Source organism: Micromonospora sp. DT227 (genome assembly GCF_049841835.1).
Taxonomy (GTDB): domain Bacteria; phylum Actinomycetota; class Actinomycetes; order Mycobacteriales; family Micromonosporaceae; genus Micromonospora.
Genome location: NZ_JBNCLA010000002.1, coordinates 503,400 through 529,722, shown reverse-complemented (window position 1 = coordinate 529,722; position 26,323 = coordinate 503,400). Strand labels below are relative to the sequence as shown.

Genomic DNA, 26,323 nt, shown 5'->3' with positions numbered 1-26,323 from the left:
GCGGGATCGGAGCCGCGGCCCGGTCGCGTGACCGGCCGGCGGCCGGTCAGAGCCGCAGCCGGGTGGCCCGGTCGAACGTGTCGGCCGGGTCCTCGCCGGCGGTGAGGTCGAGGTCCTCGACGATCCGGCCGTCGCCGAGCCGGATCAACCGGTCGCACCGGGCGGCGACGGCCCGCTCGTGCGTGGCCAGCAGGATCGTCATGGCGTGCTGGTCCCGCAGGTCGAGCAGCAGGTCGAGGATCTGCGCGCCGGTGGTGGAGTCCAGGTTGCCGGTGGGCTCGTCGGCCAGCAGCAGCCGGGGCCGGCCCATCAGCGCCCGGGCGATGGCGACCCGCTGCTGCTGACCGCCGGAGAGCTGGGCCGGCAGTGCCCGCTCCCGGCCGGCCAGCCCGACGGCCGCCAGCAGCTCCCGGGCCCGGGCCGGATGGTCGGCGCGACCGGCCCGCAGCGGCAGCACCGGGGCGATCACGTTGTCCAGCACGGTCAGCGCCGGCAGCAGGTGGTAGCGCTGGAAGACGAAGCCGACCCGCTGCCGGTAGCGGGCCAGCGCGGCCCGGCGCAGCGCGGTGACCTCGACGTCGTCCACCGTCAGCCGGCCCCGGTCGGCCCGCTCGATCGCGCCGATCAGGTGCAGCAGGGTGGACTTGCCGGAGCCGCTCGGCCCGGTCAGCGCCACCACCGAACCGCCCGCGATCTCCAGGGAGACGTCGTCGACGGCGGTGAGCCGCTCGGTGCCGGCGCCGAACGCGCGGACCAGCCCCTCCGCCCGCACGGTGCTTCCGGTGCTCGGTTCCATTGTCACTCCTCGGCCAGTAGTCGCGCGGTGGGCAGGCGGCGCAGCAGTCCGGCCGGGACGAGCGCCGCGAGACAGGTGAGCAGCACCCCGGCCAGGGCGACCAGGGCCGCGACGGTCACCAGGGCGGCCGGCACGTCACCGACCAGCCAGGCCGCGCCAGCCAGGCCGAGCCCGGCGCCGGCGGTCGCGCCCAGCCCACCGAGGAACAGCGCCTGGTAGCCGATCAGGCGGGCCAGCGCGCCGTCGGTCCAGCCGGTGGCCCGCAGCGTGGCCAGCTCGGTGGCCCGGTCCCGGACGTCCAGGTAGAGCACGTCGGCGACGGCGGCGGCGCCGAGCAGCACGGTGGCCACCGCGGCGAGCGTGTCCGCGCCGCGCACGCTCAACGACACGGTGTCGCCGAGCAGGCTGCCGACGACCGCGCCGCGGAACGCGTAGCCGACGGCGCCGACCACTGTGAGCGCGGCGACGCCGATGGCGAGCGCGGCGGCGCCGAGCAGCGTGCGCCCGGGGACGCGGGCCAGGTTGACCAGTGCCATCCCGGCGATGCTCCGGGACCGGCGGGCCCGGAACGTGCCGGCCACCGGTGGGCGCAGCGCGGCGGCCGGGTGGGCGCGTGCGGCCCGCAGCGCGGGCGCCAGGCCCGCGACCAGCGCCAGCAGCAGGGCCACCGGTACGGCGAGCAGCGCCCGCCGCCAGTCGACGTCGATGTCGAGGGCGCGGCCGAGCGGGACGGCCAGGCCGACCGCGAGCAGCCCGGCTACCAGGCCGAGCGTGGCGACCTCGCCGAGCACGAGTGCGCCGATGCGACGCGCCGGCCAGCCGAGGCAGGCCAGGACCGCAAGCTCGGACCGGCGGTCCCGGACGGCGGCGGTGACCGCGTTGCCGAGGAAGAGCGCGCAGACCACCAGCACCAGCGCGAACAGCACGGCGCTCTTCCGGTCGACCGCGCGGGTGATGACCGAGGCGACGCCGAGGGCCGACCAGTTCTCGGTCAGCCGCAGGTCGGGGCGGCCGAACGCGCCGGCCGGCAGCTCGACGGTCTGCGGGGCGGGGGAGGAGCCGAGCGTGATGTCCACGTCGAGGCCGGTGGTGGTGGCGATCTTCTCGGCGATCAGCCGGACCCGCTCGGCGGACCGCTCGCTCCAACCGTCCACGTCGGCCACCCGGACCCGGATCGCGCTGATCGGCGCGGTGCGCTGCGGGCTGCTGCCGGCCGAGAGCAGCCCGGGCACGCTGGACAGGCTGGTGAGCAGCAGCGGCGGCGCGGACAGGTACCCGGCCGGGTTGCCGCTCGGCTCCAGCGGTCGCCCGCCCAACGCCGCGCGGCTGCGGTCGTCGGCCCCGTCGGCGCGCGGCGGCTCGTACGTCTCCAGCGGCACCTTGCCCAGGTCGCTGAAGCCGGTCAGTTTCTCCGGGTCGAAGAGCCCCACGGCCTGCCACTGCCGGGCGTCCCGGTCGCCACGACCCAACCGGAGCTGGGTCAGCGGCCGGTAGCCGGTGTCCTCGCTGAGCCACGGTCGGGGCAGCGTGACCAGATCCTGCGAGTCGCCGTACACGGCCGGGTCGGCGGGCGCCGGGCGGACCCGCAGCGCGCCGTCGGGCAGCCGGTCGTAGCCGGCCTGCCCCGGCTGCACGACGACCTGCAACTGGCCGTGGCAGCAGGTACGCGGACCGAGCCCGGCGGCGAGTTGGGCCCGGTAGGCGCTCAGCGCGTCCCGTTGCGTGCCACCGGCCGGGGTGGCCGGTACGCCACGCAGTCGTCCGGCCAGCTCCCGGGGCGGCACGCCGGCGATGGTGCGGTCCAGCGGCAGGCGGGTGTAGCTGGCCCGGATCGCGCCGTCGAGGAACGGGCGGCTGGTGGCGAGCACCGGCAGCGTCCGGCTGGACAGGCCGCGCTCCCGGGTCACCACTGTGGTGTCGGTGGCGGTGAGCGGCCGGCCGGTGACCACCGCGGCGTCGAGGCCGACCAGTTTCTGCTCGGCGCCGGGGTCGACGGCGGCGAGCAGGAACGGCACGGTCAGGCGCACCGTCACGGTCACGCGGGAAGCCGGGACGGCGGGGGCGTCGAGGTTGGTGACGCCCTCGGTCGCCGGCCGCTCGAAGCGCCCACCGGGCAGCATCCGGAACGTCTCCACCTTCCACAGTTGCCGTTCGCTGACGTCCTGCAACCCGTTCGACTGCTCGACGCGCAGGTCGCAGAGGGGCGCGGTACGCCCACCCGGCAGCACCTCCCGGGGCAGCAGCCCGCAGTCGTTGGTGTCGTACGTCCGCCCGTCGGTGTAGCGCACCGCGTCCGGGTAGTACTCGTCGCCGATGACCGGGTAGCGCAGCGGATGCGTGGTGACGTACACGTAGGTGGGCTGGGCCGGCGCGTGGCTCAGGCCGCGCTCGGCGAGGAACTCGCGGTCGATGCGGATGAGCTGCCGGTCCAGCGCGGGGTCGACGGCCGCGGTGACGTCGAGCGGCATCTCGATCGACGTGGTGGAGTAGCCGAGCATGGCGATCGGGGCGGCGACGTCCACCCCCTCGACGGCCCGGACCCGGTCGTACTGCGCGGGGGTGATGCCGCCGTAGCTGCCGGAGAGGTAGTTGGGCCGGACCAGGCCGCGCTCCGCCTCCAACGGCGTGCGCGTCCCTTTGGGCCGGACCAGGATGTCGTAGGCGGCCCGGGTGTCGCGTTCCACGGTGCCGGTCACGGCCAGCCGGGAGGTGGTGGTGGCGCCGGTCAGCACCACGAAACCGGTGGTGGCCACCAGCACGCCGACCAGCAGCGCCACCGAGCGGCCGGCCCGACCGCGCAGTTGACCCCAGATGAACCCGACCATCGCGCCTCCCCGTGTGCTGAGCACACTCTGCGCGATACATTGTGACAATGCAAGGCCCCACCCGGGGCACCCGCCCGGAACCGGATCGGAGAAGACGGTGGCGATCCAGCACGCGGTCCTGGCCCTGCTCGCCCGCGGCCCCAGCTACGGCTACGAGCTGAAGAGCGCGTTCGAGGCGGCGGTCGGGCCGCAGTGGGGCCCGCTCAACATCGGGCACCTCTACCAGATCCTCGACCGGCTCTCCCGCGACGGCCTGGTGGTGGCCGAGCGGCAGCCGCAACCGGTCAAACCCGACCGGGTGGTCTACGAGATCACCGCCGACGGCCGCGCCGAACTCGACCGCTGGCTGACCGCGCCCAGCCCGCGCAGCGGCGGCTTCCGGGACGACTTCTTCCTCAAGGTGACCGCCGCCGCCCGGTCCGGCCGGGCCGACACCGTCCGGACCGTGCTGGCCAACCAGCGCGGCCACCTCATGCGGGAGCTGCGCAACCTCGACGGGCTGCGCCGGCAGGCCGACGACCCGGTGGTCCGGCTGCTGCTCTCGGCCGCCGGCCGGCACGTCGAGGCGGACCTGGCCTTCGTCGACGACGCCGAGGCGGCGCTGCTCGCCGACGGCGGCGCCACGCTCACCGGCCTCGCCGCCGCGCCCTCGACCGCCGGGTCCGCCGGCCGAGGGCTTGGCGGACCCGGCGAGGGTGCCGGCCCGGCGCGGGCGGCCGGCTAGCTCCGGGCCGGGGGCGGCGGGGTCAGCAGGTGGGCAGGCGGCGCAGGAAACGGGCGGCGAGCTCGCGTACGCCGTCGGCGTCCAGCTCCAGCGCCGGCCCGGCGATCGTCACCTCGGCCAGCGCCATCCCGGGCACCGCACTGTCCCGCCAGCCGCCGACGAACCACGCGCGCTCCTGCTCGGCCAGCGCCAGGTTGGCCGCGTCCAGCGCCGCCGCCGGATACGGCAGCCAGAACCGGAACTGGTGGGTGTGTGGCGGCGCCGGATGCACCCGGGCGCCCGGCAGCGCGGCCAGCGCCTCCGCCACCACCGTCGCGTGCCGCACGTACCCGCCCAGCCGGGGCAGCTCCCGCTGGAGCCCGACGAGCGCGGCGAGCGCCGCCGGCCACTGCTGGAACAGCGTGCCGCCGTACCGGTGCCGCCAGGTGCGCGCGTACCCGACCAGCTCCGCGTCACCGGCCAGTGCCGCGCCGGAGTGACCGCCGAGGGACTTGTAGAACGAGACGTACGTGCTGTCGGCGAGCGCCGCGATCTCGGCCGCCGAGTGGCCCAGGTGGACCGTCGACTCCCAGATCCGGGCGCCGTCGACGTGCACCCGCGCGCCCCGCGCCCGGGCCGCCGCCACGACCGCGACCAGCTCGTCCCAGGTGGGCAGCACGAACCCGGCGTCGCGCAGCGGCAACTCCAGGAAGAGCGTGCCGATCGGCTCGTCGAGCGCCGCCACCTCCTCGGCCGTCGGGTTGCGCGGCGCGGACGTGGTGTGCACCGCCCGCACGCCGGCGAGCAGCGCGTACGCGTCGCGCTCGTGCAGCAGCGGATGGCTGAGCGGGTGCAGGCCGACAGCGGCCCGGCCGGTCAGCTCCGCGCCGTGACGCATGGCCACCTGCTGGGCCATCGTGCCGGTGGGGAAGAACGCCACCGCCGCCAGGCCGAGCAGCTCCGCGACCCGCTGCTCCAGCTCCGCGACCGGGCCGCCCTCACCGTAGACGTCGGGCAGGTCGTCGCCGGCCGTCGCGGCGAGCGCGGCCACCTGCTCCCGCACCGACTCCGGGCGTACGCCGGAGAGCATCGTGTCGCAGCCGCGCTGGGCGGCGAGCCGGCGCAGCCGCTCGGCGTACCCGTCGCTCATCCGTGGTCCCGGAGCCGACGCAGTCGGGTCACCGCCTCGGCCAGCACCTCCGGCCGCTTGCAGAACGCGAACCGGACCAGCCGGCGACCCGCCGCCGTGTCGTCGTAGAACACCTGCGTCGGCACCGCCACCACGCCGCACCGCTCCGGCAGGGACCGGCAGAACTCCACCCCGTCCCGGCCGCCGAGCGGAGTGACGTCGGCGGTGACGAAGTACGTCCCCTCCGGCGCGAGCACGCCGAACCCGGCGTCGGCCAGCCCGGCGACCAGTTGGTCCCGGCGGCGTTGCAGGTCGTCCCGGAAGCCGGTGAAGTACGCGTCCGGCAGGCCGAGCGCCACCGCCACGGCCGGCTGCAACGGGCCGGCGTTGACGAACGTGAGGAACTGCTTCACCCGCAGCACGGCGGCCACCAGCGACGCCGGACCACTCACCCAGCCCACCTTCCAGCCGGTGCAGGAGAACGTCTTGCCGGCCGAGGAGACCCGCAGCGTCCGCTCCCGCATGCCCGGCAGCGTGGCCAGCGGCAGGTGCGCCGCGGCGGCGTCGGTGAAGACGAGATGCTCGTAGACCTCGTCGGTGACCGCGTACGTGCCGTGCTCCCGGCACAGCTCGGCGACCAGCGCCAGCTCGTCGGCGGTGAAGACCTTCCCGGTCGGGTTGTGCGGCGAGTTCAGCAGCACCAACCGGGTCCGCGGCCCGAACGCGGCACGCAACTCGGCCGGGTCGAAGGCGTACCGGCCGTCGGCGCCGGGTCGCAGCGTCACCGGGCGGCGGACCGCCCCGGCCAGCGCGATCGAGGCGGCGTACGAGTCGTAGTACGGCTCGAAGCAGACCACCTCGTCACCGGCCTCGCAGAGCGCGAGGATGCTCGCCGCGACCGCCTCGGTCGCGCCGGCCGTCACCACGACCTCGCCGTCCGGGTCGTACTCCAGGTTCCAGAACCGGCGCTGGTGCGCCGCGACGGCCGCGCGCAACGCGGGGATCCCCGGCCCCGGCGGATACTGGTTGTGACCGGTGCGCAGCGCCTCCGCGGCGGCGGCGAGCATCTCCGGCGGGCCGTCCGTGTCGGGGAAGCCCTGCCCCAGGTTGACCGCGCCGGTGCGCACGGCCAGCGCGGACATCTCGGCGAAGATGGTGGTGCCGAACGGCCGCATCCGGGCCACCAGCGGATCGGTCGTGGTCACGGCGGCCAGCCTACGGCCCGCCGCCGGACCCTCACCACCCGAAGCAGGTCGCGCCGTATTCTCCCGAGTTCCGCGAGACGACCTTGCCGTTGATGCTGATCCGGCAGCTCACCTCGCCGGACTCGGCCGGGGTCGCGATCACCTGCACCCGCTCGCGGTCGTTCGCGGTGAACCGCAGCCGCCAGGGCGCGTCCACGTCGTCGAGCTGGAGGAAGTTGCCGTCCGCGTCGTAGAACTGCACGTACACCTGGTCGGCCCCGGTCACCTCGTAGACGACGGTGAACCGGCCGGGCCCGCCGGAGGGCGTGGTGACCGGGACGGCCGGCGCCGGGGTCGGCTCGTCGGTGAACCCGTCGGGCTCGGCCGGCCCGTCGATGAACGGCCGCTCGTAGGGCTCGCCGGAGTTGCTCCTCCCGTCGGTGAGACCGCCGAGCACGCCCAGGCCGACGCAGCCGCAGACGGCCAGCACCAGCGCGACGACCAGGGTGATCACCAGTCCGATCGCCCAGCCCGCGTTCGACCGGCGCGGCGCCCCACCGGGGTACGCGTACGGCGGCGGGTAGGGCCCGGGCGGGTACGCGGCCGGCGGGTAGCCCGCCGCCGGGTACGACCCGGGCGGGTAGGCGGCCGGTGGGTAGGGCCCCGGCGGGTACGCGGTCGACGGCTGGTCCGGCGCCCCCGGCTCACCCGGGTGGTGCGGACCGCCCGGGTGGTGCGGACCGTGCGGATGGTGCGGACCGCTCGGGTGGCCCGCAGCGGGACCGCCTGGTGGTGCGGCGGCCGGGCCGTCGGGCGGTGAGCCGTGCCCGCTGCCGGGGTGGGGCGGCGCGGCGGAGGCGGGCGGCGCCCACGGGTTCGGGTCCCACGCCGGCGGCGACCACGGCGAGGGCGGGGCCCAGGGCTGCGGCGCGGCGAGCGCGTCCGGTGGCGTCCAGGAGGCGGGCTCCCCGGCGCCCGGCGTCGCGGTCGGGTCGACCGGGGCGGGGGTCGGCTCGGGACTGGGGGTCGTCTCGGACATCGGCTCAGCTCACAGGGGTACGGCGCGGACGACCGCGGAGGGTGGACCGGGCTGCCGCCCGGGCCCCTCAATGTAGGGCGCGGCGGCCATCCACGCGGCCCGCCCCGGCCGACACCCGAGATCGTGGTACGTCGGGGAGTGGATCACTCACGTACCGTGGCGGTTTGTCCGGTTGGCGGCCTCCGCTGACCGGTTCGCTCAAGTTCAGTGATCGTTGAGCCGCCTTCCGCGCACGCGCGATGAGCGAAACTCGGCTAGGCTGCGGACCATGTGTGGAATCGTGGGTTACGCCGGTGCGCGCCCGGCGCTCGGCATCGTGCTCGACGGACTGCGGCGGCTGGAATACCGCGGCTACGACTCGGCCGGCGTCGCCGTGGTCTGCGACGACGAGCTGCTGACCGAGAAGAAGGCCGGCAAGCTGGCCAACCTGGAGAAGGTGCTCTCCGAGCGGGCCGCCGACAACCCCGAGGACTGCGCCGCCAGCCCGATCGGCATCGGCGACGGCACCACCGGCATCGGCCACACCCGGTGGGCCACGCACGGCGGGCCGACCGACCGCAACGCCCACCCGCACGTCTCCCCGGACGGGCGGGTCGCGGTGATCCACAACGGCATCATCGAGAACTTCGCGAAGCTGCGCACCGAGCTGGAGGACGAGGGCGTCGAGTTCGCCAGCGACACCGACACCGAGTGCGCGGCGCACCTGATCGCCCGCGCGTTGGCCGACCTGCGCGCGGCCGGTGAGACCGACACCCCGCAGTTGCTCGCCGCCGCCATGCGGGTGGTCTGCGAGCGTCTCGAAGGCGCGTTCACGCTGCTCGCCGTGGATGCCGCCATCCCCGGCGCGGTGGTCGGCGCCCGGCGCAACTCGCCCCTGGTGGTGGGTCGCGGCGACGGCGAGAACTACCTGGCCAGCGACGTGGCCGCGTTCATCGAGCACACCCGGGACGCGGTCGAGCTGGGCCAGGACCAGATCGTCCTGATCACGCCGGAGAGCATCGAGATCACCGACTTCGCCGGCCAGCCCGCGGCCGGCAAGGACTTCCACATCGACTGGGACTCGTCGGCCGCCGAGAAGGGTGGCTACGACTGGTTCATGCTCAAGGAGATCGAGGAGCAGCCGCAGGCCATCGCCGACACGCTGCTCGGCCGGCTCACCGAGAGCGGCGAGATCGCCCTCGACGAGGTCCGCCTCAGCGAGCAGGACCTGCGCGACGTCGACAAGATCTTCATCGTCGCCTGCGGCACCGCGTACCACGCCGGTCTGGTCGCCAAGTACGCCATCGAGCACTGGACCCGGATCCCCTGCGAGGTGGAGCTGGCCAGTGAGTTCCGGTACCGCGACCCGGTGCTGGACCGGTCCACGCTGATCGTGGTGATCTCGCAGTCCGGCGAGACCATGGACACGCTGATGGCGCTGCGTCACGCCAAGGAGCAGAAGGCCCGGGTGCTGGCCGTCTGCAACACCAACGGCTCGACCATCCCGCGCGAGTCGGACGCGGTGCTCTACACCCACGGCGGCCCGGAGATCGCGGTCGCCTCCACCAAGGCGTTCCTCACCCAGGTCGTGGCCTGCTACCTGATCGGCCTGCACCTGGCGCAGGTGCGGGGCATCAAGTTCGCCGACGAGGTGGGCGCGGTGGTGGCCCAGCTCCAGGAGATGCCGGGCAAGCTGCGTGAGCTGCTCGACCGGATCGAGCCGGTGCGCGAGCTGGCCCGTGAGTTGAAGTCCGAGCCGACCGTGCTGTTCATCGGCCGGCACGTGGGTTACCCGGTGGCGCTGGAGGGCGCGCTGAAGCTCAAGGAGCTGGCGTACATGCACGCCGAGGGCTTCGCCGCCGGTGAGCTGAAGCACGGCCCGATCGCGCTGATCGACAAGGGCACGCCGGTGATCTGCATCGTGCCGTCGCCGGTCGGCCGGGGCATGCTGCACGACAAGGTCGTCTCCAACATCCAGGAGGTGCGTGCCCGGGGCGCCCGCACCATCGTGATCGCGGAGGAGGGCGACCAGGCGGTGGTCCGCTACGCCGACCACCTGATCTACGTGCCGCGTACGCCGACGCTGCTGGCGCCGCTGGTGACCACCGTGCCGCTCCAGGTGCTCGCCGCGGAGATCGCCGCCGCCCGCGGGCACGACGTCGACCAGCCGCGGAACCTGGCCAAGTCGGTCACGGTCGAGTAGCCGACCCGCCTCCGCCACGGCCCCTCCGCCCACACCGGAGGGGCCGTGGCGTCTTCCCGCCCGGCGTCCGCACCCGCCGCCTGCCGCCTGCCGCCTGCCGCCTGCCGTTCCGACCGGCCCGCCTGCGCCACGGCGTCCGCTCATTGGCCCAGCACGATCCGGGCCATCCCGTCCAGGGCCGGATTGTCGGCGTCCCAGTAGCCGGTGTGGCCGTGCCGCCCGCTCGGGAAGCGCCGGCCGCCGAAGCCCGGCGCGCTCGGATCGGCGCCGAACCAGAGCCGCTCGCGGTGCCGGTCGTGTGCGGCCAGCACCGGGCCGAGCGGCGTACCGGCCAGCACGGCGCGACGGGCCAGCTCGTCCGGCGGGTGGGCCAGCCGGATCACGTCGTCGGGCGCGGTCGACGCCCAGACCTGGCCGGCCGGCATCCGCAGCTCGGCCGCGTGGTCGACGCCGACGCCGGGTGAGCCGACGAAGACCAGCGCGTCGGCGCCCAGCCCGTGGTCGCGGGCGGCGGTGCCGACGACAAGCGAGCCGTAGCTGTGCCCGAGCACGGTCTGCCGGGCCGGCGGCCCGTCGTGGGTGGCCCGCAGCCCTTCCTGGAACCGGTGCAGCGCCGGGCCGGCGGCCTCCGCCGGCCGGGTGCCGGACGCCTCGGGGAGGAAGTCCGGCGCGTCGTAGTCCAGCCAGAGGACCGCCGCGGCCTCCTCGCCCGGCCCGATCGCCGCGCACCGCTCGAGCACCCGGGCGGCCCGGCCCAACTCGGCCGGGGCGTCCGCGAGGTCGGCGGTCATCCCGGGGACGTAGGTCAGCACCGCGCCGGCCCGGTCCGGGTTGCCGAGCGCCACCACCGCCCGACCGTCCCCGGCGGGGTCGAGCCCCAGCAGGTACGCCCGCGGCGCCCCCGACGTGGCCAGCCGCTCGGCCAGCCCGTCCAGGCCGCGCAGCGCCGCCTCGACCCCGGCCAGCCGGGCCCGCCGGGTCACCTCCGCCGGGCCGGCCGGCAGTGGTCGCCGCAGCGCGAGGCGGCGCGCGAGCAACTCTTCCCGCCGGTCGGCCAGCAGCAGCCGGTTGGCCTGGTCGCGGGCGGTCACCGGCACGCCGTCGAGGTGGCCGACCCGGCCCGGCTCGTGCCCGACCAGCCACCGCCGCTCGGCCGGGCTCAGGCCCGCCCACCAGCGGCTCACCTCGGCCGGACCGGCACCGGGCCCCGGTCGCCAGGCGGGCGGCACGCTGACCCAGCCGGTCACCGCCGCGGTGGCGACCTCCGCCAGCCGGTCGGCCGCCTCCCGGTCCGCCGCGCCGGCCAGCGCGAGCGCGTCCCGGATCCCGGCCTGCGCCCGCACCACGGCGGGGCCGGTCCGGGTGACGGGCCGGGCGGGATCCGGCCGGACCGTGCCGGAGCGGTCCACCCGCAGGCCGCCGCTCTCGGCGCGGACCACCTCGGCGTCGAGGCGGGCCTTCGCCGCGCCCACCCGGCTGGCGAACTCGGCGAGCGTCTGGTCGACCTCGACCAGCGCGGGCAGCACCTCGGTCAACGAGGTGCGCAGCTCGCCGAGGCGCCGTTGCGCGGCCGTCGAGGCCGCGCCGGACCAGCCGGGCCGGAGCGTGTCGGCTCGGGCGGCCAGCCCGGCGGCCCGGTGCCGCACCGGCCCGGCGAGCCCACGCCAGGCCGCCCCGGTGGCGAGCCAGGCGCCCGGCTCGGCGCGCCAGAGCTGCGCGTAGCCGACCGGACCCGGGTCGGACCGGCGATCTCGTGCGGTGGCTGCCCGGCGGGGTGCGGGAGTTCCTCGGTCGTGGGTGGCTCCCGCCGGGTGCGGACGGGTGCCGGCCGGCCCCGGGCCCCGGGTGGCGCCCGCCGGGCGCGGGCCCCGGGTGGCGCCCGCCGGGCGTGGGCGGCGACGCGTCTCGCCGCCGGTCACCGGGCGCCGTCCGGAGCGGCGCCCGCCGGAACCGGGCGGACGGGGACGCCGGCGGCGCTCCGCGTGAGGCGGCGGGCGGCCCGGTCGTCCACCGCCTCGTAGCCGTCCGCGCCGCCGCGCAGCGCCTCGGCGGTGGTGGCCACCCGGGCCGCGAGTGCGCCGGACCAGCGGCGCAGCGCGGCGTCCAGCTCGTCGAGCGCCGCGTCGGCCCGCCAGCCGTCCGGTGGCGGCGGCACCGGCCCCGGCGCCCCGCCCGGCCCGTACGCCAGCCGGTGCGCGTCGTCGGTCAGCTCCCGGGCCACCGCGCGCAGCAGCTCCGGATCGACGCTGAACGGCTCCTCGACCACGACGACCTCCCCACCCCGCCGAGCCCATCGGCCGGACCCGGACAGCGGGCACGCTAGGCCGGTGGGAGCCGTCCGCGTCGACCCTGTGGACAACGTCCCCGGTTGTCCACAGGGCCGTCCCGGCGCCCCGCCCGGCCCTCGCGCCGCCGGTAGGGTGAGGCCGTGATCGCAGCCGACGGGAACGGACGGGGCGGGACGGCATGAGACCGGTGTGGCGGGTCGCGGATGTTCGCGCGGCGGAGGCGGGGCTGATGGCGACCCTCCCGTCCGGCGCGCTGATGCAGCGGGCGGCGGCCGGGCTGGCCCGCCGTTGCGCGCTGCTGCTGGCGGACCGGGGCGGCGTCTACGGCGCCCGGGTGCTGCTGCTCGTCGGTTCCGGTGACAACGGCGGCGACGCGCTCTACGCGGGGGCGCGCCTGGCCCGCCGGGGCGCGGCGGTCGCCGCCCTGCTGCTCACCCCGGAGCGCGCCCACGCCGACGGCCTGGCCGCGCTGCGCGCCGCCGGTGGGCAGGTGGTCGACCGGCCACCCGCCGGGGTCGACCTGGTGCTCGACGGCATCGTGGGCATCGGTGGCGCCGGTGGGCTGCGGGAGACCGCCGACCAGCTCGCCGCGAGCCTGGTCGAGCACCGGGGTCGGGACGGCACGCGGGCCACCGTGGTCGCGGTGGACGTGCCGAGCGGCGTCGCGGTCGACACCGGCCACGTCCCGCTTACCGACGCCGGCCGGCCGCGCGCGGTCCACGCCGACGTGACGGTGGCGTTCGGCGCGCTCAAGCCGGCTCTGGTGGTCGGCCCGGCCGCCGCGCTGGCCGGGCAGGTCGACCTGGTCGACATCGGGCTCACCCCGTGGCTGCGCGGGTCCCCGGCGCTGGGGGTGACCGAGTGGTCCGACGTGGCCGCCTGGTGGCCGGCGCTGGGCGCCGCGTCGGAGAAGTACTCCCGCGGGGTGGTCGGGGTGGCGACCGGTTCCGCCACCTATCCGGGTGCGGCGGTGCTCTCGGTCGGCGGCGCGCTGGCCGGTCCCACCGGCCTGGTCCGCTACGCCGGCGGCGCCCGGGCCGAGGTGGTGCACCAGCACCCCTCCGTGATCGCCACCGACCGGGTCGCCGACGCCGGCCGGGTGCAGGCCTGGGTCTGCGGCTCCGGGCTCGGCACCGGTGACGCGTCCGCCGCCGAGTTGCGCGCGGTGCTGGCCACGTCGGTGCCGGTGGTGCTGGACGCCGACGCGCTGACGCTGCTGGTCGACGGCAAGCTCGCCGATCGGCTGCGCGGGCGGGACGCCCCGATCGTGGTGACCCCGCACGACCGGGAGTACGCCCGGCTCTGTGGCGAGATGCCCGGTGCGGACCGGGTCGCCGCGGCGCTGCGGCTGGCCGCCTGGATGAACGCGGTGGTGCTGCTCAAGGGGTACCGGACGATCGTCGGCACGCCCGACGGCCGGGCGTACGTGAACCCGACCGGCACCCCGGCGCTTGCCACCGGCGGCACCGGCGACGTGCTGGCCGGGCTGCTCGGCTCGCTGCTCGCGGCCGGTCTGGCCCCGGAACGGGCGGCCGCCGCCGCGGCGTACCTGCACGGGCTGGCCGGTCGGGAGGCGGCTCGCGGCGGCCCGGTGACCGCGCCCGACGTGGCCGCCGCGCTGCGCCCGGTCCTCGCCCGCCTGGCCTGATCCGGGTGCGGGCGCTGGCCGGCGGGGGCGTCGGCCGCGCGGCTCCCGGCCACGATGATCACCGGCGGAAGTAGGCTGGGGGCATGTGGCAGTCGGAGGTGCGCGTCGATCTCGACGCGATCCGGGAGAACGTGGCCCGGCTCAAGGCCGGCACCAGCGCCGAGCTGATGGCGGTGGTCAAGGCCGACGGGTACGGGCACGGCATGGCGCCGGCGGCCCGCGCGGCGCTCGACGCCGGGGCGGACCAGCTCGGCGTCTGCACCCTGGACGAGGCGCTCCGGCTGCGTCAGGAGGGGATCACCGCGCCGGTGCTGGCCTGGCTGCTCGATCCGGGTCTGCCGCTGCACGACGGGATCACCGTCGGCGTCGACCTGGGCTGCGCCAGCCTGAGCCAGCTCGACGAGATGATCGAGGCGAGCCGCCGGGCGGACCGCCCGGCCCGGCTCCACCTCAAGATCGACACCGGGCTGTCCCGGGGTGGGGCGACCGTCGCCGACTGGCCGACGTTGCTGGAGGCCGCCGCGAAGGCCCAGGCCGACGGCCTGGTCGAGGTGGTCGGTGTGTGGAGCCACTTCGTGTACGCGGACTCGCCCGGCCACCCCACCACGGATCGCCAGCTCGCCGTCTTCCGGGAGGGGCTGGAGATGGTCACCCGGGCCGGCCTGCGGCCCCGGTACCGGCACCTGGCCAACTCGGCGGCCACGCTCACCCGGCCGGACACCCACTTCGACCTGGTTCGTCCCGGCATCGCGGTCTACGGTCTGTCGCCGATCGCGGGCGAGCAGTTCGGCCTGCGCCCGGCGATGACCGCCCGGGCCCGGGTGATGCTGACCAAGCGGGTGCCGGCCGGCACCGGCGTCTCCTACGGCCACACCTACCTCACCGAGGCGGAGAGCAACCTGGCCGTGGTGCCGCTCGGCTACGCCGACGGGGTGCCCCGGCACGCCTCGAACACCGGTCCGGTGCTGCTCGGCGGCGAGCGGCGGACCATCTCGGGGCGGGTGTGCATGGACCAGTTCGTGGTCGACTGCGGTGACGACGAGGTGGCCGCCGGCGACGTGGTGACGCTGTTCGGCAGCGGCGCGGCCGGCGAGCCCACCGCCGACGACTGGGCCGAGGCGGTCGGCACCATCAACTACGAGATCGTCACCCGATTCGGCGGCGTGCGGGTGCCCCGTGTCTACGACGGCGAGAAGCCGTGAGTCAGCGGCTGCGGGTGCCGCGTCCGCGAGGTGCCGCGGGGAAGGTCGCCGGGCTGGTCGGCGCCGCCGTCGGGGTGGCCGCCGCCGGGCTCGCGGCGGGCGTGGTCAGCGAGCGGGTGCTGGTCCGCCGGCTCAAGAACGACCCCGCCGACCGGTACGCGCACGAGGTCTTCGGGCGGCAGCGCCACGACGAGGCGTACCGGCTGGAGATGCCGGACGGCACCGACATCCACGTGGAGGTGGTCGAGCCGACCCGGCCGGTCGCCGGGCACCCGACCGTGGTGCTGGTGCACGGCTTCTGCCTGGACATGGGCACGTTCCACTTCCAGCGCAAGCTGCTCGCCGAGCGGGGCGACTACCGGGTGGTGGCGTACGACCAGCCGGGGCACGGCCGGTCCGGGCGGCTGGAGACCGGTGAGTACGACCTGACCGCGCTGGGCCGCACGTTGCGCCGGGTGCTCGACGAGGTGGTCCCGGAGGGGCCGCTGGTGCTGATCGGGCACTCGATGGGCGGCATGACGATCATGGCGTTGGCCGAGCTGTACCCGGAGCTGTTCGGCGACCGGGTGGTCGGCACCGTGCTGATGGCCACCTCGGGGGGCCTGGCGGCGGAGACGAAGCTGGTGGCGCCCGCGCTGCTCGGTCGCGTGGGAGCGCCGGTGCTCTACATGATGAGCAACGCCACCCGGTACGGCGGCACGGTGATCGACAAGGCCCGCAAGTCGACCTCGAACGTGGCCTGGCTGCTCACCCGCAAGTACGGGTTCGGCACCCCGAAGCCCAGCCCCGCCCTGGTGTCGTACGTGGAGACGATGAACTCCCGCACCTCGGCCGACACGGTCACCCGTTACCTGCGGACGCTGGCCACGCACTCGCGGTTCCCGGCGCTCGCCGCGCTGGCCGGCACGCCGGTGCTGGTGATCGTGGGGGACAAGGACATGATCACGCCGGTGACGCACTCGGAGGAGATCGTCCGGCGGCTGCCGGACGCCGAGTTCGTGAAGATCCACGACAGCGGGCACGTGGTGATGCTGGAGCACGCCGACGAGGTCAACGCCGCGCTGGAGAGGTTCCTGGAATCACTGTGAAGGTGGAGCTGAAGACCCTCGACGACACCCACGGGTTCGGGCGGCGGCTGGCCGGCGTGCTGCGCGCCGGTGACCTGCTGCTGCTCAGCGGTCCGCTGGGAGCCGGCAAGACCGCGCTGACCCAGGGCGTCGGCGCCGGCCTGGGCGTACGCGGCGACATCACGTCGCCCACCTTCGTCATCGCCCGCGTGCACCGGCCGGATCCGGCGCGGGGCGGCCGGGTGACGCTGGTGCACGCCGACGCGTACCGGTTGGGGGAGTCCGCCGATCCGCGCGCCGAGATCGACGACCTCGACCTGGACGCCTCGGTGGACGAGGCGGTGACCGTGGTGGAGTGGGGCGAGGGGATGGTCGAGCAGTTGGTCGACGCGCACCTTCGGGTCCGCATCGACCGGCGGGACGACGACACGCGGGTGGTCTTGCTGGAGCCGGTGGGCGGCGACTGGGCGGCCCGGCTGGCGACCCTCGACTGAGCGCTGTCGTACCCGCTGCCTAGAGTCCCGGGGACGACTGCGAAAGGTTGCCGATGCCCGACGACGTTCCCGCCCTCGACCTGATGGCGCTCCTGCCCGAGCCGTGGCGGGAGGCGCTCACCCCGCACCTCGATCCGGCCCGCACCGCGGCGTTGGCCGACTTCGTCGCCGGGGAGTACGCGACCGCCACGGTCTTTCCCCCGCTGGCGGACCTGTTCTCCGCCTACCGGTTGTGCGGGCCGGCGGAGACCCGGGTGCTCATCCTCGGGCAGGACCCCTACCACAAGGCGGGGCAGGCGCACGGGTTGAGCTTCAGCGTCCGGGAGGGCGTGGCGGTGCCGCCGTCGCTGCGTAACGTCTTCAAGGAGCTGGGCGAGGACCTGGGCGTGCCGAAGCCGCGCAGCGGCAACCTCGACGGCTGGGCCGCCCAGGGTGTGCTGCTGCTCAACTCGGTGCTCACGGTCCGCCAGGCCACCCCCGGCTCGCACGCCAACCGGGGCTGGGAGGAGTTCACCGACGCCACCATCCGGGCGCTCGACGCGCTCGACCAGCGGGTGGTCTTCCTGCTGTGGGGCGGATACGCGCGCAAGAAGGCGGCGCTGGTCACGAATCCGCGGCACGTGGTGCTGGAGGCCGGGCACCCGAGCCCGATGAACCCGAAGGGCTTCCTGGGCAGCCGTCCGTTCAGCGCGGCAAACAAGGCGCTCGCCGACGCCGGTCTGCCCACCGTCGACTGGGAACGCTCAGCCGGCTGACCCGCCGGTGCGGTCGGCCGTGTCGGCCGTTCCTGCTGCGTCGGCCGTTTCTGCTGCGCCGGCCGTTCCTGCTGCGCCGGCCGCCAGGCGTTGCCGGTGCCGGCGCAGCAGCTCGGCCGCGCGCCGGTCGGCCACCTCCACCTGGACCAGCGGCTCGACCGGGTAGGTGCGCCCACCCAGCCGCACCTCGATCGGCTCGGGCAGTTCCTCGACCATCCGGGCCCGCAGCTCGCCGTGGCGGGTCCGCCAGCGGTGCTCGCCCGGCTCCTCGGGCTCGTGGCGTACGCCGCCCCACTCCTCCCAGCGGGCGTTCCACCGCTGGGCGAGCGCCCGAGACAGGAACGCGGTGAACGAGGGGGAGTCCCGCCACCGCACGGCGATCTCGACCGCCTCCACCGGTATCGGCGCGCCCTGCACCACGGCCGCCGTGCTGCCGGCCAGCACGTGGGGCAGGTCGCCGAGCGCGTCGACCAGGCGGTCCAGCCCGAGGCGATCGAGCCGCTCGACCGGGTCGGCGCCGGCCAGTTCGTCGAGCGCCGCGTCCAGGTGGCTGTCGAGCGGCTCGGCCTCGATCCGTAGCTGCCGGTCGAGTGCGGCGAGGAGACGCTCCACGGTGGTCAGGCCGGGCAGCCGATCGCCTCGTTCGATCCGGGCGATGGCGGCCTGGCTCAGCCCGGCGCGGGCGGCCAGTGCCTGCTGGGTGAGCCCGGCCCGGTCGCGTTCGTGCCGCAGCGTGCGGGCGATCTGGTGGGCCAGGTGACTCTCCGTCATCCCGGCAGGATGGCATGTCGCGGCGGAGCGATATACCGCTGGGTCATATTTATGACACCTGGGTATATCGCTGCATCGCATGGTGTTCCCTCCGGACGCTACCGTCCGTGACGGCATGCGGTGGGCGGCCCAGGTCGGGGGACGGGCTAGGCTGGCTTACCGTGCTCGTACTCGTGGTGGACTCCTCGACGCCCGCGGTGACCGCGGCGCTGGCCGAGGTCTCGGCGGACGGCGTCGTGCTGCGCGCGTCCCGGTGCACGGTCGACGCCCGGGCCCACGGCGAGCTGCTCGCGCCGCAGGTCGACGCGGTGCTCGCCGACGTGGGCGCGCGCCCGGCCGACCTGGGCGCGATCGTCGCCGGCCTCGGCCCCGGGCCGTTCACCGGGCTGCGGGTGGGGCTGGTCACCGCCGCCACCATGGCCCAGGTGCTCGGCGTCCCCACGTACGGCGTCTGCTCGCTGGACGGCCTCGGCCAGCCGACCGCCGCAAGCCACCCCGCCGCCGCAAGCCACCCCGCCGCCGCGGGCGAGCTGGTGCTGGCGGCGAGCGACGCGCGGCGGCGCGAGGTCTACTGGGCCGTCTACGACGGCGCCGGGCGGCGCGTCGCCGGCCCGGACGTGGCCGCCCCGGCGGTCGTCGCCGAGCGAGCCCGCGACCTGGCGGTCACCGTCGCGGTCGGCGACGGCGCCCAGCGCTACGCGGACGTGCTCGGCCTGCCGGTGCGGGCCGAGCCGCGCTACCCGGACCCGCTGGCGCTGGCCCGACTCGCCGCCGAGCGGATCCGCGCGGGTGCCCCGGGTGAGGCGCTCACCCCGCTCTACCTGCGCCGCCCGGACGCGGTGGCGGCCACCGGCCACAAGCCGGTCCTGCGATGAGGCTGAGCCGGTTCCGCTGGTGGCACGTCGACGAGGTGCTGCCCATCGAGGCGGACCTGTTCGGCGCCGAGCAGTGGTCCCCGGGCATGTTCTGGAACGAACTCGCCAACGGGCACTTCTACCTGGTCGCCCTCGACGACGACGGCACGGTGGCCGGCTACGCCGGGTTGGCCGCGGCCCCGCCCGACGAGGCATGGGTGCAGAACATCGCGGTCCGCCGGGACGCCCAACGCCGGGGCGTGGGCCGGCTGCTGCTGGAGGCGCTGCTCGCCGAGGCGGCCCGGCGCGGCATCCGCAGCACGATGCTGGAGGTCGCCGCCGACAACGCCCCCGCGCAGCGGCTCTACGCCACGTACGGCTTCGAGCCGATCGGCGTGCGGCGCGGCTACTACCAACCGAGCAACACCGACGCGCTGGTCATGCAGCGCCACGAGGACTGAACGCGGATGGCTGACGAACCCCTGATTCTCGGCATCGAGACGTCCTGCGACGAGACCGGCGTGGGCATCGTGCGCGGGCACACGCTGCTCGCCGACGCGCTGGCCTCCAGCGTCGAGGAGCACGCCCGGTTCGGCGGGGTGGTGCCCGAGGTGGCCAGCCGGGCCCACCTGGAGGCGATCGTGCCCACCATGGACCGGGCGTTGCGCGAAGCCGGCGTCACCATCGCCGACATCGACGCCATCGCGGTCACCTCCGGTCCGGGTCTGGCCGGCGCGCTGCTCGTCGGCGTCGCCGCCGCCAAGGGGTACGCGGTGGCCGCGGAGAAGCCGGTGTACGGGGTGAACCACCTCGCCGCGCACGTGGCCGTGGACACGCTGGAGCACGGGCCGCTGCCCGAGCCGGCGATCGCGTTGCTGGTCTCCGGCGGGCACTCCTCGCTGCTGCGCGTCGACGACCTGGCCCGGGGCGTGGTGCCGCTCGGCGCCACCATCGACGACGCGGCCGGGGAGGCGTTCGACAAGGTGGCGCGGCTGCTCGGGCTGCCGTTCCCCGGTGGCCCGTACATCGACCGGGAGGCGCGGGCCGGCGACCCGGCGTCGATCGCCTTCCCGCGCGGGCTGACCGCCGCGAAGGACCTGGTCGGACACCGGTTCGACTTCTCCTTCTCCGGCCTGAAGACGGCGGTGGCCCGCTGGGTCGAGGCGCGGCAGCGGGCCGGCGAGCCGGTGCCGGTGGCCGACGTGGCGGCGTCCTTCCAGGAGGCGGTCTGCGACGTGCTGGTCGGCAAGGCGCTTGATGCCTGCCGCAGCAGCGGGATCGACACGCTGGTGATCGGCGGCGGGGTGGCGGCAAACTCCCGGCTGCGGGCGATGGCCGAGCAGCGGGCCGCGAAGCACGGCGTCCGGGTGCGCACGCCCCGGCCGAAGCTCTGCACGGACAACGGCGCGATGGTGGCGGCGCTCGGGTCGCACCTGGTCGCCGCGGGCGTCGCCCCGAGCCGGCTGGACCTGCCGGCCGACTCGGCCATGCCGCTGACCGTGGTCAGCGTCTGACCGGGGAGGAAACCGACATGATCGTCCGGATGTGGGAGGCGAAGGCCGAGCCGTACGGCTTCGCCGAGCTGATCACCTGGGTGTGCGAGACCGCGCTGCCCGAGTTCGAGCACGACCCGATGCACGTCGGTAGCGAGGTGTTCTCCTCCACCGACCACCGGCTGGTGGTCATCTCGAAGTGGCGCAGCAACCCCCGGGAACTGCCCGAACCGCCCACGCGCCTGGTCGCCCGTGCACCGCACAGCTGGGACTTCACCGAGGTCGACCGCTAGGCGACGGTGGTCACGGCACCCGGAAACTGGTTGGCGTCCGGGACCGGCCGCCACCTAGCGTCGGTGGGTCATGCGCTTCTCACCGGCCGGCGATCCCGGCACCCCCGACGCGCGGTCCGCCACCCGTTACCTGGTGTGGCTCGCCGGGCGACATCCCGTGTACTTCGGCGGCGGCCTGACGCTCGGCGTGATCTGGATGCTGGCCCAGGCGCTGGTGCCGGCCGCGATCGGCCGGGCCGTGGAGGCCGGGCTCGCCCAGCGCGACCCGGACGCGCTGGTGCGCTGGAGCCTCGCCCTGCTCGGGCTGGGGCTGGTCCAGGCCGGCGCCGGCATCCTGCGGCACCGCTGCGCGGTGCACAACTGGCTCGGCGCCGCGTACCGCACGGTGCAGGTCACCGTGGACGCCACCAACCGGCTCGGCGCCGCGCTGCCGCGCCGGGTCGCCGCCGGCGAGGTGGTGAGCATCGGCACGTCCGACATCGAGCACATCGGCAGCGCGATCGACATCACCGCCCGGGGCGTCGGAGCGGTGGTCGGCATCGTCACCGTCGCCACCATCCTGCTCACCGCGTCACTGCCGCTCGGGCTGGTGGTGGTGCTCGGCGTGCCGCTGCTGATGGCGCTCGTCGCGCTGCTGATCCGGCCGCTGCACCGGCAGCAGGCGGCGTACCGGGAGTCGACCGGTCGGCTCACCGCGCGCGCCGCGGACATCGTCTCCGGCCTGCGGGTGCTGCGCGGCGTGGGCGGGGAGCCGGTGCTGGCCGCCCGCTACCGGGAACGGTCGCAGGCGTTGCGCGCCGACGGCCTGCGGGTGGCCCGGGTGGAGTCGCTGCTCCAGGCCGCCCAGATCCTGCTGCCCGGTGTGTTCGTGGTGCTGGTGACCTGGCTCGGCGCCCGGTTCGCGTTGCGCGGCGAGATCAGCGCCGGTGAGCTGGTGTCCTTCTACGGCTACACCGCGTTCCTGGTCAGCCCGCTGCGCAACCTCACCGAGGCGGCCGACAAGCTCACCCGGGGGCACGTCGCGGCCCGCCGGGTGGTCCGGCTGCTGCGGCTCGCGCCGGAGTTCACCGACCCGGCCCAGCCGGTGCCGGTGCCGTCCGGGCCGGGCGAGCTGGTGGACGCGCGCTCCGGGCTGGTGCTGCCGCCGGGCCGGCTCACCGCGCTGGCCGCCGCCGAACCGCAGGACGCGGCCGAGATCGCCGACCGCCTCGGCCGGTACGCCGACGGGGACGTGACGCTGCACGGCGTACCGCTGCGGGACGTGGCACTGGCGACGGTGCGGGAGCGGATCCTGGTGGCCGACAACGACGCGCAGCTGTTCAGCGGCGTGCTCCGCACGGAGCTGGACCCGCACGACCGGGCGGACCGCGCCACGGTCGAGGCGGCGCTGGCCGCGGCCAGCGCGACGGACATCGTCGAGGCGCTGCCCGGCGGCCTGGACGGCGCGGTCGCCGAGCGGGGCCGGGAGTTCTCCGGCGGGCAGCGGCAGCGCCTGCGGCTGGCCCGCGCGCTGGTCGCCGACCCGGAGACGCTGATCCTGGTCGAGCCCACCAGCGCGGTGGACGCGCACACCGAGGCGCGCGTCGCCGACCGGCTGGCCGCGGCCCGGTCCGGCCGCACCACGCTGGTCTGCACCACCAGCCCGCTGGTGCTCGGACGCGCCGAGCACGTGGTCTTCGTGGAGGACGGCAAGGTCGTCGCCGAGGGCCGGCACGAGGAGCTGCTCGCCGCCGAGCCCCGGTACGCGGCCACGGTGAGCCGGGAGGAGGACCGATGAGCAACGCGCTGCCCGTCGCCGACGCCGCGCAGGTCCGCCGGTACGTGCGGGAGCTGGTCCGCCGGCACCCGCGTGGCCTGGCCACCGTGCTCGGCCTGCACGCGCTCGCCGCGGCGGCCGGGCTGGTCACCCCGCGCCTGCTCGGCGACCTGGTCGAGGGGATCTCCCGGGGCGTGGCCGCCACCACCGTGGACCGGGTGGTGGCCGCCATCGCCGCGTTCGTGGTGGTGCAGTCGGTGCTGGTCCGGTTCGCGCACCTGGCCTCGGCCCGGCTCGGCGAGCGGGTCCTCGCCGAGCTGCGGGAGGAGTTCGTCGACCGGGTGCTGGCGCTGCCGCTGTCCACCGTGGAGCGGGCCGGCACCGGTGACCTGCTCACCCGCACCTCCCGCGACGTGTCGGCACTGTCGCGGACGGTCCGGTTCGCCGGGCCGGAGACGCTGATCGCGGCCCTGACCGTGCTGCTGATCCTCGGCGCGCTGGTGCTGACCGGGCCGCTGCTGGCGCTGCCCAGCCTGCTCGCGGTGCCGGTGCTCTGGGCCGGCACCCGGTGGTACCTGCGCCGCGCGCCGGCCGGCTACCTGCGGGAGAACGCCGCCTACTCGGACATCACCGACGGGATCAGCGAGACGGTCGAGGGAGCGCGGACCACCGAAGCGCTGCGCCAGGCGGCCCGCCGCCGGGCCCGCGGCGACGCCGACATCCGCCGCTCGTACGCTGCCGAGCGGTACACGCTGTACCTGCGTACCGTGTTCTGGCCGGTGGCCGAGTTCGGCTACCTGGTGCCGATGGTGGCCACGCTGCTGATCGGCGGCTGGTTCCACCTGAAGGGCTGGGCCAGCCTGGGCCAGGTCACCGCCGCCACGCTCTACGCCCAGCAGCTCACCGACCCGATCGAACGGCTGCTCGGCTGGCTGGACGAGTTCCAGGTGGGCGGGGCCTCGCTGGCCCGGCTGCTCGGCGTGGCCACCGAGCCGGACGAGCGCTCCCCGGCACCCGTCGCGTCGCGCCGGCCGACCACCGAGGGTCGGCTCGCCGCGCACGACGTCCGGTACGCGTACCGCGCCGGCCACGACGTGCTGCACGGCGTGACGCTGGTGCCCCGACCGGGGGAGCGGCTGGCCATGGTGGGCCCGTCCGGGGCGGGGAAGTCCACGCTGGGTCGGCTGCTGGCCGGCGTGCACACCCCGTCGGCCGGTGCGGTGACCGTCGACGGTCGACCCCTCGCCGAACTGCCCCTGGACGAGCTGCGTACCCACGTCGCGCTGGTCAGCCAGGAGCACCACGTGTTCATCGGCACGCTCGCCGACAACGTGGCGATGGTCCGGCCGGCCGCCGACCGGGCGGCGGTACGCGCCGCGCTGGCCGCGGTCGAGGCGTTGGAGTGGGCGGAGGCGCTGCCGGCGGGGCTGGAGACGACCGTGGGGGCCGGCGGGCATCCGCTCACCCCGGCGCAGTCGCAGCAGCTCGCGCTGGCCCGGCTGGTGCTCGCCGACCCGCACACGCTGGTGCTGGACGAGGCCACCTCCCTGATCGACCCGAGGGCCGCCCGCGCGCTGGAGCGGTCGCTGGCCGCGGTGCTGCACGGGCGGACCGTGATCGCCATCGCGCACCGGCTGTTCTCCGCACACGACGCGGACCGGGTGGCGGTGGTGTCCGACGGCCGAATCACCGAGCTGGGCCCACACGACGACCTGGTCGCCGCCAACGGCTCGTACGCCGCCCTCTGGCGCTCCTGGCACGGCTGACGGGTGTAAGGAGGGGCCCCTTCTTAACGCCTGGCGTATAGGAAGGGGCCCCGCTTAACGCCCGTCAGGCGCGGCGCATCAGCCGCCAGGTGGTGTACCCGCCGGTGCCCAGCGCGAGCAGGAAGACCGCCCACACGATCCCGGTGCCCACCTGGAGCCCGCCGCCGCTGGACGCGTTGGCCTGGGCGGCGGCGACCAGCGAGTCGCTCTGCGCGGCCGGCAGCGCGGGCGGCGGCAACTGCTGCCAGCGGACCAGCCCGGTGCTCTCCAGCATGGTCATGTGGTCGTTGACGAACTTGTTGGCGTCCTCGGCGAGCTTGCGCACGACCGGGTCCTTGGTGCTCGCCCGCACCGCGCCGATCACCGGGAAGATGTTGCCGTGGGCGACCCGGAGCCGGGTGACGAAGATCTGGTCGAACTGCGCGCCGCTGGCGTTCTGCATCTCGGTCAGCCAACCCTTCTGCTGGGTCGTCGGGTCCGTCGGCAGCACCGCCCCCAGCTTGTTCGCCGCCTCGACCACCAGCTGGTCCAGCACACCGTGCTGGCGGGCGATCTCCGCGCCGACCTCCCGTACCCGGGGGGACTGGCCCTTCTCGGCGGCCATCGTGCCGGCCGGCATCTCCCAGAGCCCGGCCAGCCGGACGCCGTTGAGCAGCGTCATGTCCGCGGCGTTCATCTGCACCCCGGGATTGGGGGCGGCCAGAGCCGCGCCGGGAAGAACGCCGATCCCCGCGCCGATCGCGACGAGCAGCAGGGTCACCCGGTGCGCCAGCCGGCGACGTGCGGATTCCAGCGATGCCATGGTTGCGGTGCCTCCTCGGTCCGGACCGGTACGCGGGGTCGCGGGACGGCCGAGCCCACCGGCCGCCCGTCCGCACGTTGGTACGGATCACCGGGCCGATCAGTTCAGCGGGTCGGCCAGGAGGCGTTCGAAGGCCAGCTCGGCGGCGCCGACCAGCGCCGCGTCGTCGCCGAGTTCCGGGGTACGCAGCCGCACGTGCTCCAGGCAGGCGGGCAGCCCGTTGCGGTTGAGCCGGCTGCGCACCTGGGCGGCGGCGGCCAGGTAGAGGTCACGCATGGTGCCGCCGAAGAGGACCATCTCCGGGTTGAAGATGTTGACCAGGTTGGCCACGCCGAAGCCGAGCCAGTCGCCGGCCTGCCGTACCGCGCTCTGCGCGCGGGCGTCCCCGCGGTCGGCCGCGTCGAAGACGCTCAGCAGCGCCTCCCGGCCGCGCGCCTCGGCCCGGCCGGCGGCCCGCAGCAGCCCGTGCTCGCCGATCTCGGTCTCCCAGCAGCCGTACCGGCCGCAGTCGCAGCGCGCCCCGTCACGGACCACCACCATGTGGCCGACCTCGCCGCCGTAGCCGCCGTGCCCGGTCAGCCGCCGGCCACCGGCGATGATGCCGGCGCCCACGCCGACGTCGCCGTACAGGTAGATGACGTTGTCGCAGCCGGTGGCCGCGCCGCGGGCGTGCTCGGCGAAGGCGGCCACGTCGGCCACGTTGCCCACCGTGATGGGGACGTCGATGCCCAGCTCGGCGGCGAGCGCCGCGCCGATCGGCTCGTCCACCCAGCCGGTGGTGGGGCTGAGCCGCACCAGCCCGTCGTCGCGGCGCACCATGCCGCAGACCGCCACTCCGGCGCCGACGCAGAACGAGCCGTCCGGCACCGCCTGGTGCATCTCCTTGACGGCGCCGGCCAGCAGCGGGGCGGCCTCGCCGGCGACCAGGTTGCGTGGCCGTTCCAGCTCCCGGCGGTCGAGCACCTCACCGCCGAGGCCGACCCGCGCGGCCCGCAGCCGGTCCACCTCGACGCTGTACGCGTACGCGTAGACCCGTCCCGACTCGGGCCGGACGACGAGTGACGGTCGTCCGGCCCGGCCGGTCTCCTTCGGCGTCCCCTCGCTGACCAGACCGGCGCCGGCCAGGTCGGCGGTCAGCGCGCCGATGGTGCTGCGGTTGAGCCCGAGCGCGGTGGTCAGCTCCGCGCGCGTGGTGGCCCCGTGCACGTGCACGTAGCGGAGCAATGCGCCCAGGTTCTGCCGTCGGATCTCGTCCTGACTGGGACCCGCGCGCATT

22 protein-coding genes and 1 pseudogene are annotated in these 26,323 nt (G+C 75.6%); 13 read left to right on the top strand and 10 right to left on the bottom strand.

Annotated elements, in window-relative coordinates:
* Nucleotides 1–46: 46 nt before the first annotated feature.
* A complete protein-coding gene (locus ACLQ2W_RS11390; protein ID WP_425786348.1) occupies nt 47–796 on the bottom strand; it encodes an ABC transporter ATP-binding protein in 750 nt (249 codons plus the stop codon).
* Nucleotides 797–798: 2 nt separating this feature from the next.
* Nucleotides 799–3,621, bottom strand: a complete 2,823-nt coding sequence (locus ACLQ2W_RS11385; RefSeq protein WP_425786347.1) for an FtsX-like permease family protein — start codon at nt 3,619–3,621, stop codon at nt 799–801.
* Between the two features lie 97 nt (nt 3,622–3,718).
* Here ACLQ2W_RS11385 and ACLQ2W_RS11380 point away from each other — a divergent pair, with 97 nt between their 5' ends.
* Nucleotides 3,719–4,345, top strand: coding sequence for a helix-turn-helix transcriptional regulator (locus tag ACLQ2W_RS11380; protein ID WP_425786346.1), 627 nt, complete (start codon nt 3,719–3,721; stop codon nt 4,343–4,345).
* Nucleotides 4,346–4,367: 22 nt separating this feature from the next.
* Here ACLQ2W_RS11380 and ACLQ2W_RS11375 read toward each other — a convergent pair whose 3' ends face one another.
* Genes ACLQ2W_RS11375 through ACLQ2W_RS11365 form a run of 3 tightly spaced genes read right to left on the bottom strand, consistent with a single transcriptional unit; the run spans nt 4,368 to nt 7,676 of the window.
* The gene (locus ACLQ2W_RS11375) at nt 4,368–5,474 is read right to left on the bottom strand and encodes a threonine aldolase family protein (protein ID WP_425786345.1); all 1,107 of its coding nucleotides are present in this window, start codon (nt 5,472–5,474) and stop codon (nt 4,368–4,370) included.
* Nucleotides 5,471–6,658 carry a pyridoxal phosphate-dependent aminotransferase gene (locus tag ACLQ2W_RS11370; protein WP_425786344.1) on the bottom strand — a complete coding sequence of 396 codons (1,188 nt, stop codon included), beginning with the start codon at nt 6,656–6,658 and terminating at the stop codon, nt 5,471–5,473. Before ACLQ2W_RS11370 ends, ACLQ2W_RS11375 begins: the two co-directional genes overlap by 4 nt.
* A gap of 31 nt (nt 6,659–6,689) precedes the next feature.
* Complete coding sequence (locus ACLQ2W_RS11365; RefSeq protein ID WP_425786343.1) at nt 6,690–7,676, bottom strand: MmpS family transport accessory protein; 987 nt, start codon at nt 7,674–7,676, stop codon at nt 6,690–6,692.
* A 268-nt stretch (nt 7,677–7,944) separates the two neighbouring features.
* Between ACLQ2W_RS11365 and glmS the strand changes: the two genes are divergently transcribed.
* Entirely contained in the window at nt 7,945–9,858 is a 1,914-nt protein-coding gene (gene glmS / locus ACLQ2W_RS11360; RefSeq protein ID WP_281938037.1) for a glutamine--fructose-6-phosphate transaminase (isomerizing), read from the top strand.
* Nucleotides 9,859–9,998: 140 nt separating this feature from the next.
* Here glmS and ACLQ2W_RS11355 read toward each other — a convergent pair whose 3' ends face one another.
* Complete coding sequence (locus ACLQ2W_RS11355) at nt 9,999–11,777, bottom strand: alpha/beta hydrolase (protein ID WP_425786342.1); 1,779 nt, start codon at nt 11,775–11,777, stop codon at nt 9,999–10,001.
* Entirely contained in the window at nt 11,774–12,124 is a 351-nt protein-coding gene (locus ACLQ2W_RS11350; protein ID WP_425786341.1) for a hypothetical protein, read from the bottom strand. Before ACLQ2W_RS11350 ends, ACLQ2W_RS11355 begins: the two co-directional genes overlap by 4 nt.
* A 200-nt stretch (nt 12,125–12,324) precedes the next feature.
* Between ACLQ2W_RS11350 and ACLQ2W_RS11345 the strand changes: the two genes are divergently transcribed.
* From ACLQ2W_RS11345 to ung, 5 genes are all read left to right on the top strand, one after another.
* Nucleotides 12,325–13,794: an NAD(P)H-hydrate dehydratase gene (locus ACLQ2W_RS11345; protein WP_425786340.1), complete on the top strand. Its 1,470-nt coding sequence runs from the start codon at nt 12,325–12,327 to the stop codon at nt 13,792–13,794.
* Between the two features lie 83 nt (nt 13,795–13,877).
* Nucleotides 13,878–14,996 (top strand): alanine racemase, encoded by a 1,119-nt coding sequence (alr, locus tag ACLQ2W_RS11340; protein WP_425786339.1) that lies wholly within the window; start codon nt 13,878–13,880, stop codon nt 14,994–14,996.
* On the top strand, nt 14,993–16,084 hold the full coding sequence (locus tag ACLQ2W_RS11335; RefSeq protein ID WP_425786338.1) for an alpha/beta fold hydrolase: 1,092 nt from the start codon (nt 14,993–14,995) through the stop codon (nt 16,082–16,084). The genes alr and ACLQ2W_RS11335 overlap by 4 nt, the downstream gene beginning before the upstream one ends.
* Nucleotides 16,075–16,557 carry a tRNA (adenosine(37)-N6)-threonylcarbamoyltransferase complex ATPase subunit type 1 TsaE gene (gene tsaE, locus ACLQ2W_RS11330; RefSeq protein WP_425786489.1) on the top strand — a complete coding sequence of 161 codons (483 nt, stop codon included), beginning with the start codon at nt 16,075–16,077 and terminating at the stop codon, nt 16,555–16,557. The genes ACLQ2W_RS11335 and tsaE overlap by 10 nt, the downstream gene beginning before the upstream one ends.
* A gap of 53 nt (nt 16,558–16,610) precedes the next feature.
* The gene (ung, locus tag ACLQ2W_RS11325; RefSeq protein ID WP_425786337.1) at nt 16,611–17,312 is read left to right on the top strand and encodes a uracil-DNA glycosylase; all 702 of its coding nucleotides are present in this window, start codon (nt 16,611–16,613) and stop codon (nt 17,310–17,312) included.
* Here the strand turns inward: ung and ACLQ2W_RS11320 are convergent.
* A complete protein-coding gene (locus tag ACLQ2W_RS11320) occupies nt 17,301–18,083 on the bottom strand; it encodes a helix-turn-helix domain-containing protein (protein ID WP_425786336.1) in 783 nt (260 codons plus the stop codon). The genes ung and ACLQ2W_RS11320 overlap by 12 nt on opposite strands.
* A 161-nt stretch (nt 18,084–18,244) precedes the next feature.
* Here ACLQ2W_RS11320 and tsaB point away from each other — a divergent pair, with 161 nt between their 5' ends.
* The 6 genes and pseudogenes from tsaB (at nt 18,245) to ACLQ2W_RS11290 (ending at nt 24,245) form a co-directional block, all read left to right on the top strand.
* The gene (tsaB, locus tag ACLQ2W_RS11315; RefSeq protein WP_425786335.1) at nt 18,245–18,958 is read left to right on the top strand and encodes a tRNA (adenosine(37)-N6)-threonylcarbamoyltransferase complex dimerization subunit type 1 TsaB; all 714 of its coding nucleotides are present in this window, start codon (nt 18,245–18,247) and stop codon (nt 18,956–18,958) included.
* Nucleotides 18,955–19,398, top strand: coding sequence for a ribosomal protein S18-alanine N-acetyltransferase (gene rimI / locus ACLQ2W_RS11310; protein ID WP_425786334.1), 444 nt, complete (start codon nt 18,955–18,957; stop codon nt 19,396–19,398). Before tsaB ends, rimI begins: the two co-directional genes overlap by 4 nt.
* Nucleotides 19,399–19,404: 6 nt before the next feature.
* Nucleotides 19,405–20,468: pseudogene (tsaD, locus tag ACLQ2W_RS11305) on the top strand (tRNA (adenosine(37)-N6)-threonylcarbamoyltransferase complex transferase subunit TsaD); the annotation flags it as partial.
* Nucleotides 20,469–20,723, top strand: a complete 255-nt coding sequence (locus ACLQ2W_RS11300) for a hypothetical protein (RefSeq protein WP_405094335.1) — start codon at nt 20,469–20,471, stop codon at nt 20,721–20,723.
* A 70-nt stretch (nt 20,724–20,793) separates the two neighbouring features.
* On the top strand, nt 20,794–22,500 hold the full coding sequence (locus tag ACLQ2W_RS11295) for an ABC transporter ATP-binding protein (protein WP_425786333.1): 1,707 nt from the start codon (nt 20,794–20,796) through the stop codon (nt 22,498–22,500).
* A complete protein-coding gene (locus tag ACLQ2W_RS11290) occupies nt 22,497–24,245 on the top strand; it encodes an ABC transporter ATP-binding protein (protein ID WP_425786332.1) in 1,749 nt (582 codons plus the stop codon). Before ACLQ2W_RS11295 ends, ACLQ2W_RS11290 begins: the two co-directional genes overlap by 4 nt.
* Nucleotides 24,246–24,309: 64 nt before the next feature.
* On the opposite strand, the gene ACLQ2W_RS11285 is transcribed toward ACLQ2W_RS11290, so the two are convergent.
* A complete protein-coding gene (locus ACLQ2W_RS11285) occupies nt 24,310–25,047 on the bottom strand; it encodes a DUF4142 domain-containing protein (protein ID WP_107158835.1) in 738 nt (245 codons plus the stop codon).
* 99 nt (nt 25,048–25,146) lie between these two features.
* Nucleotides 25,147–26,322, bottom strand: coding sequence for an ROK family protein (locus tag ACLQ2W_RS11280; RefSeq protein WP_425786488.1), 1,176 nt, complete (start codon nt 26,320–26,322; stop codon nt 25,147–25,149).
* Nucleotide 26,323 lies beyond the last annotated feature (1 nt).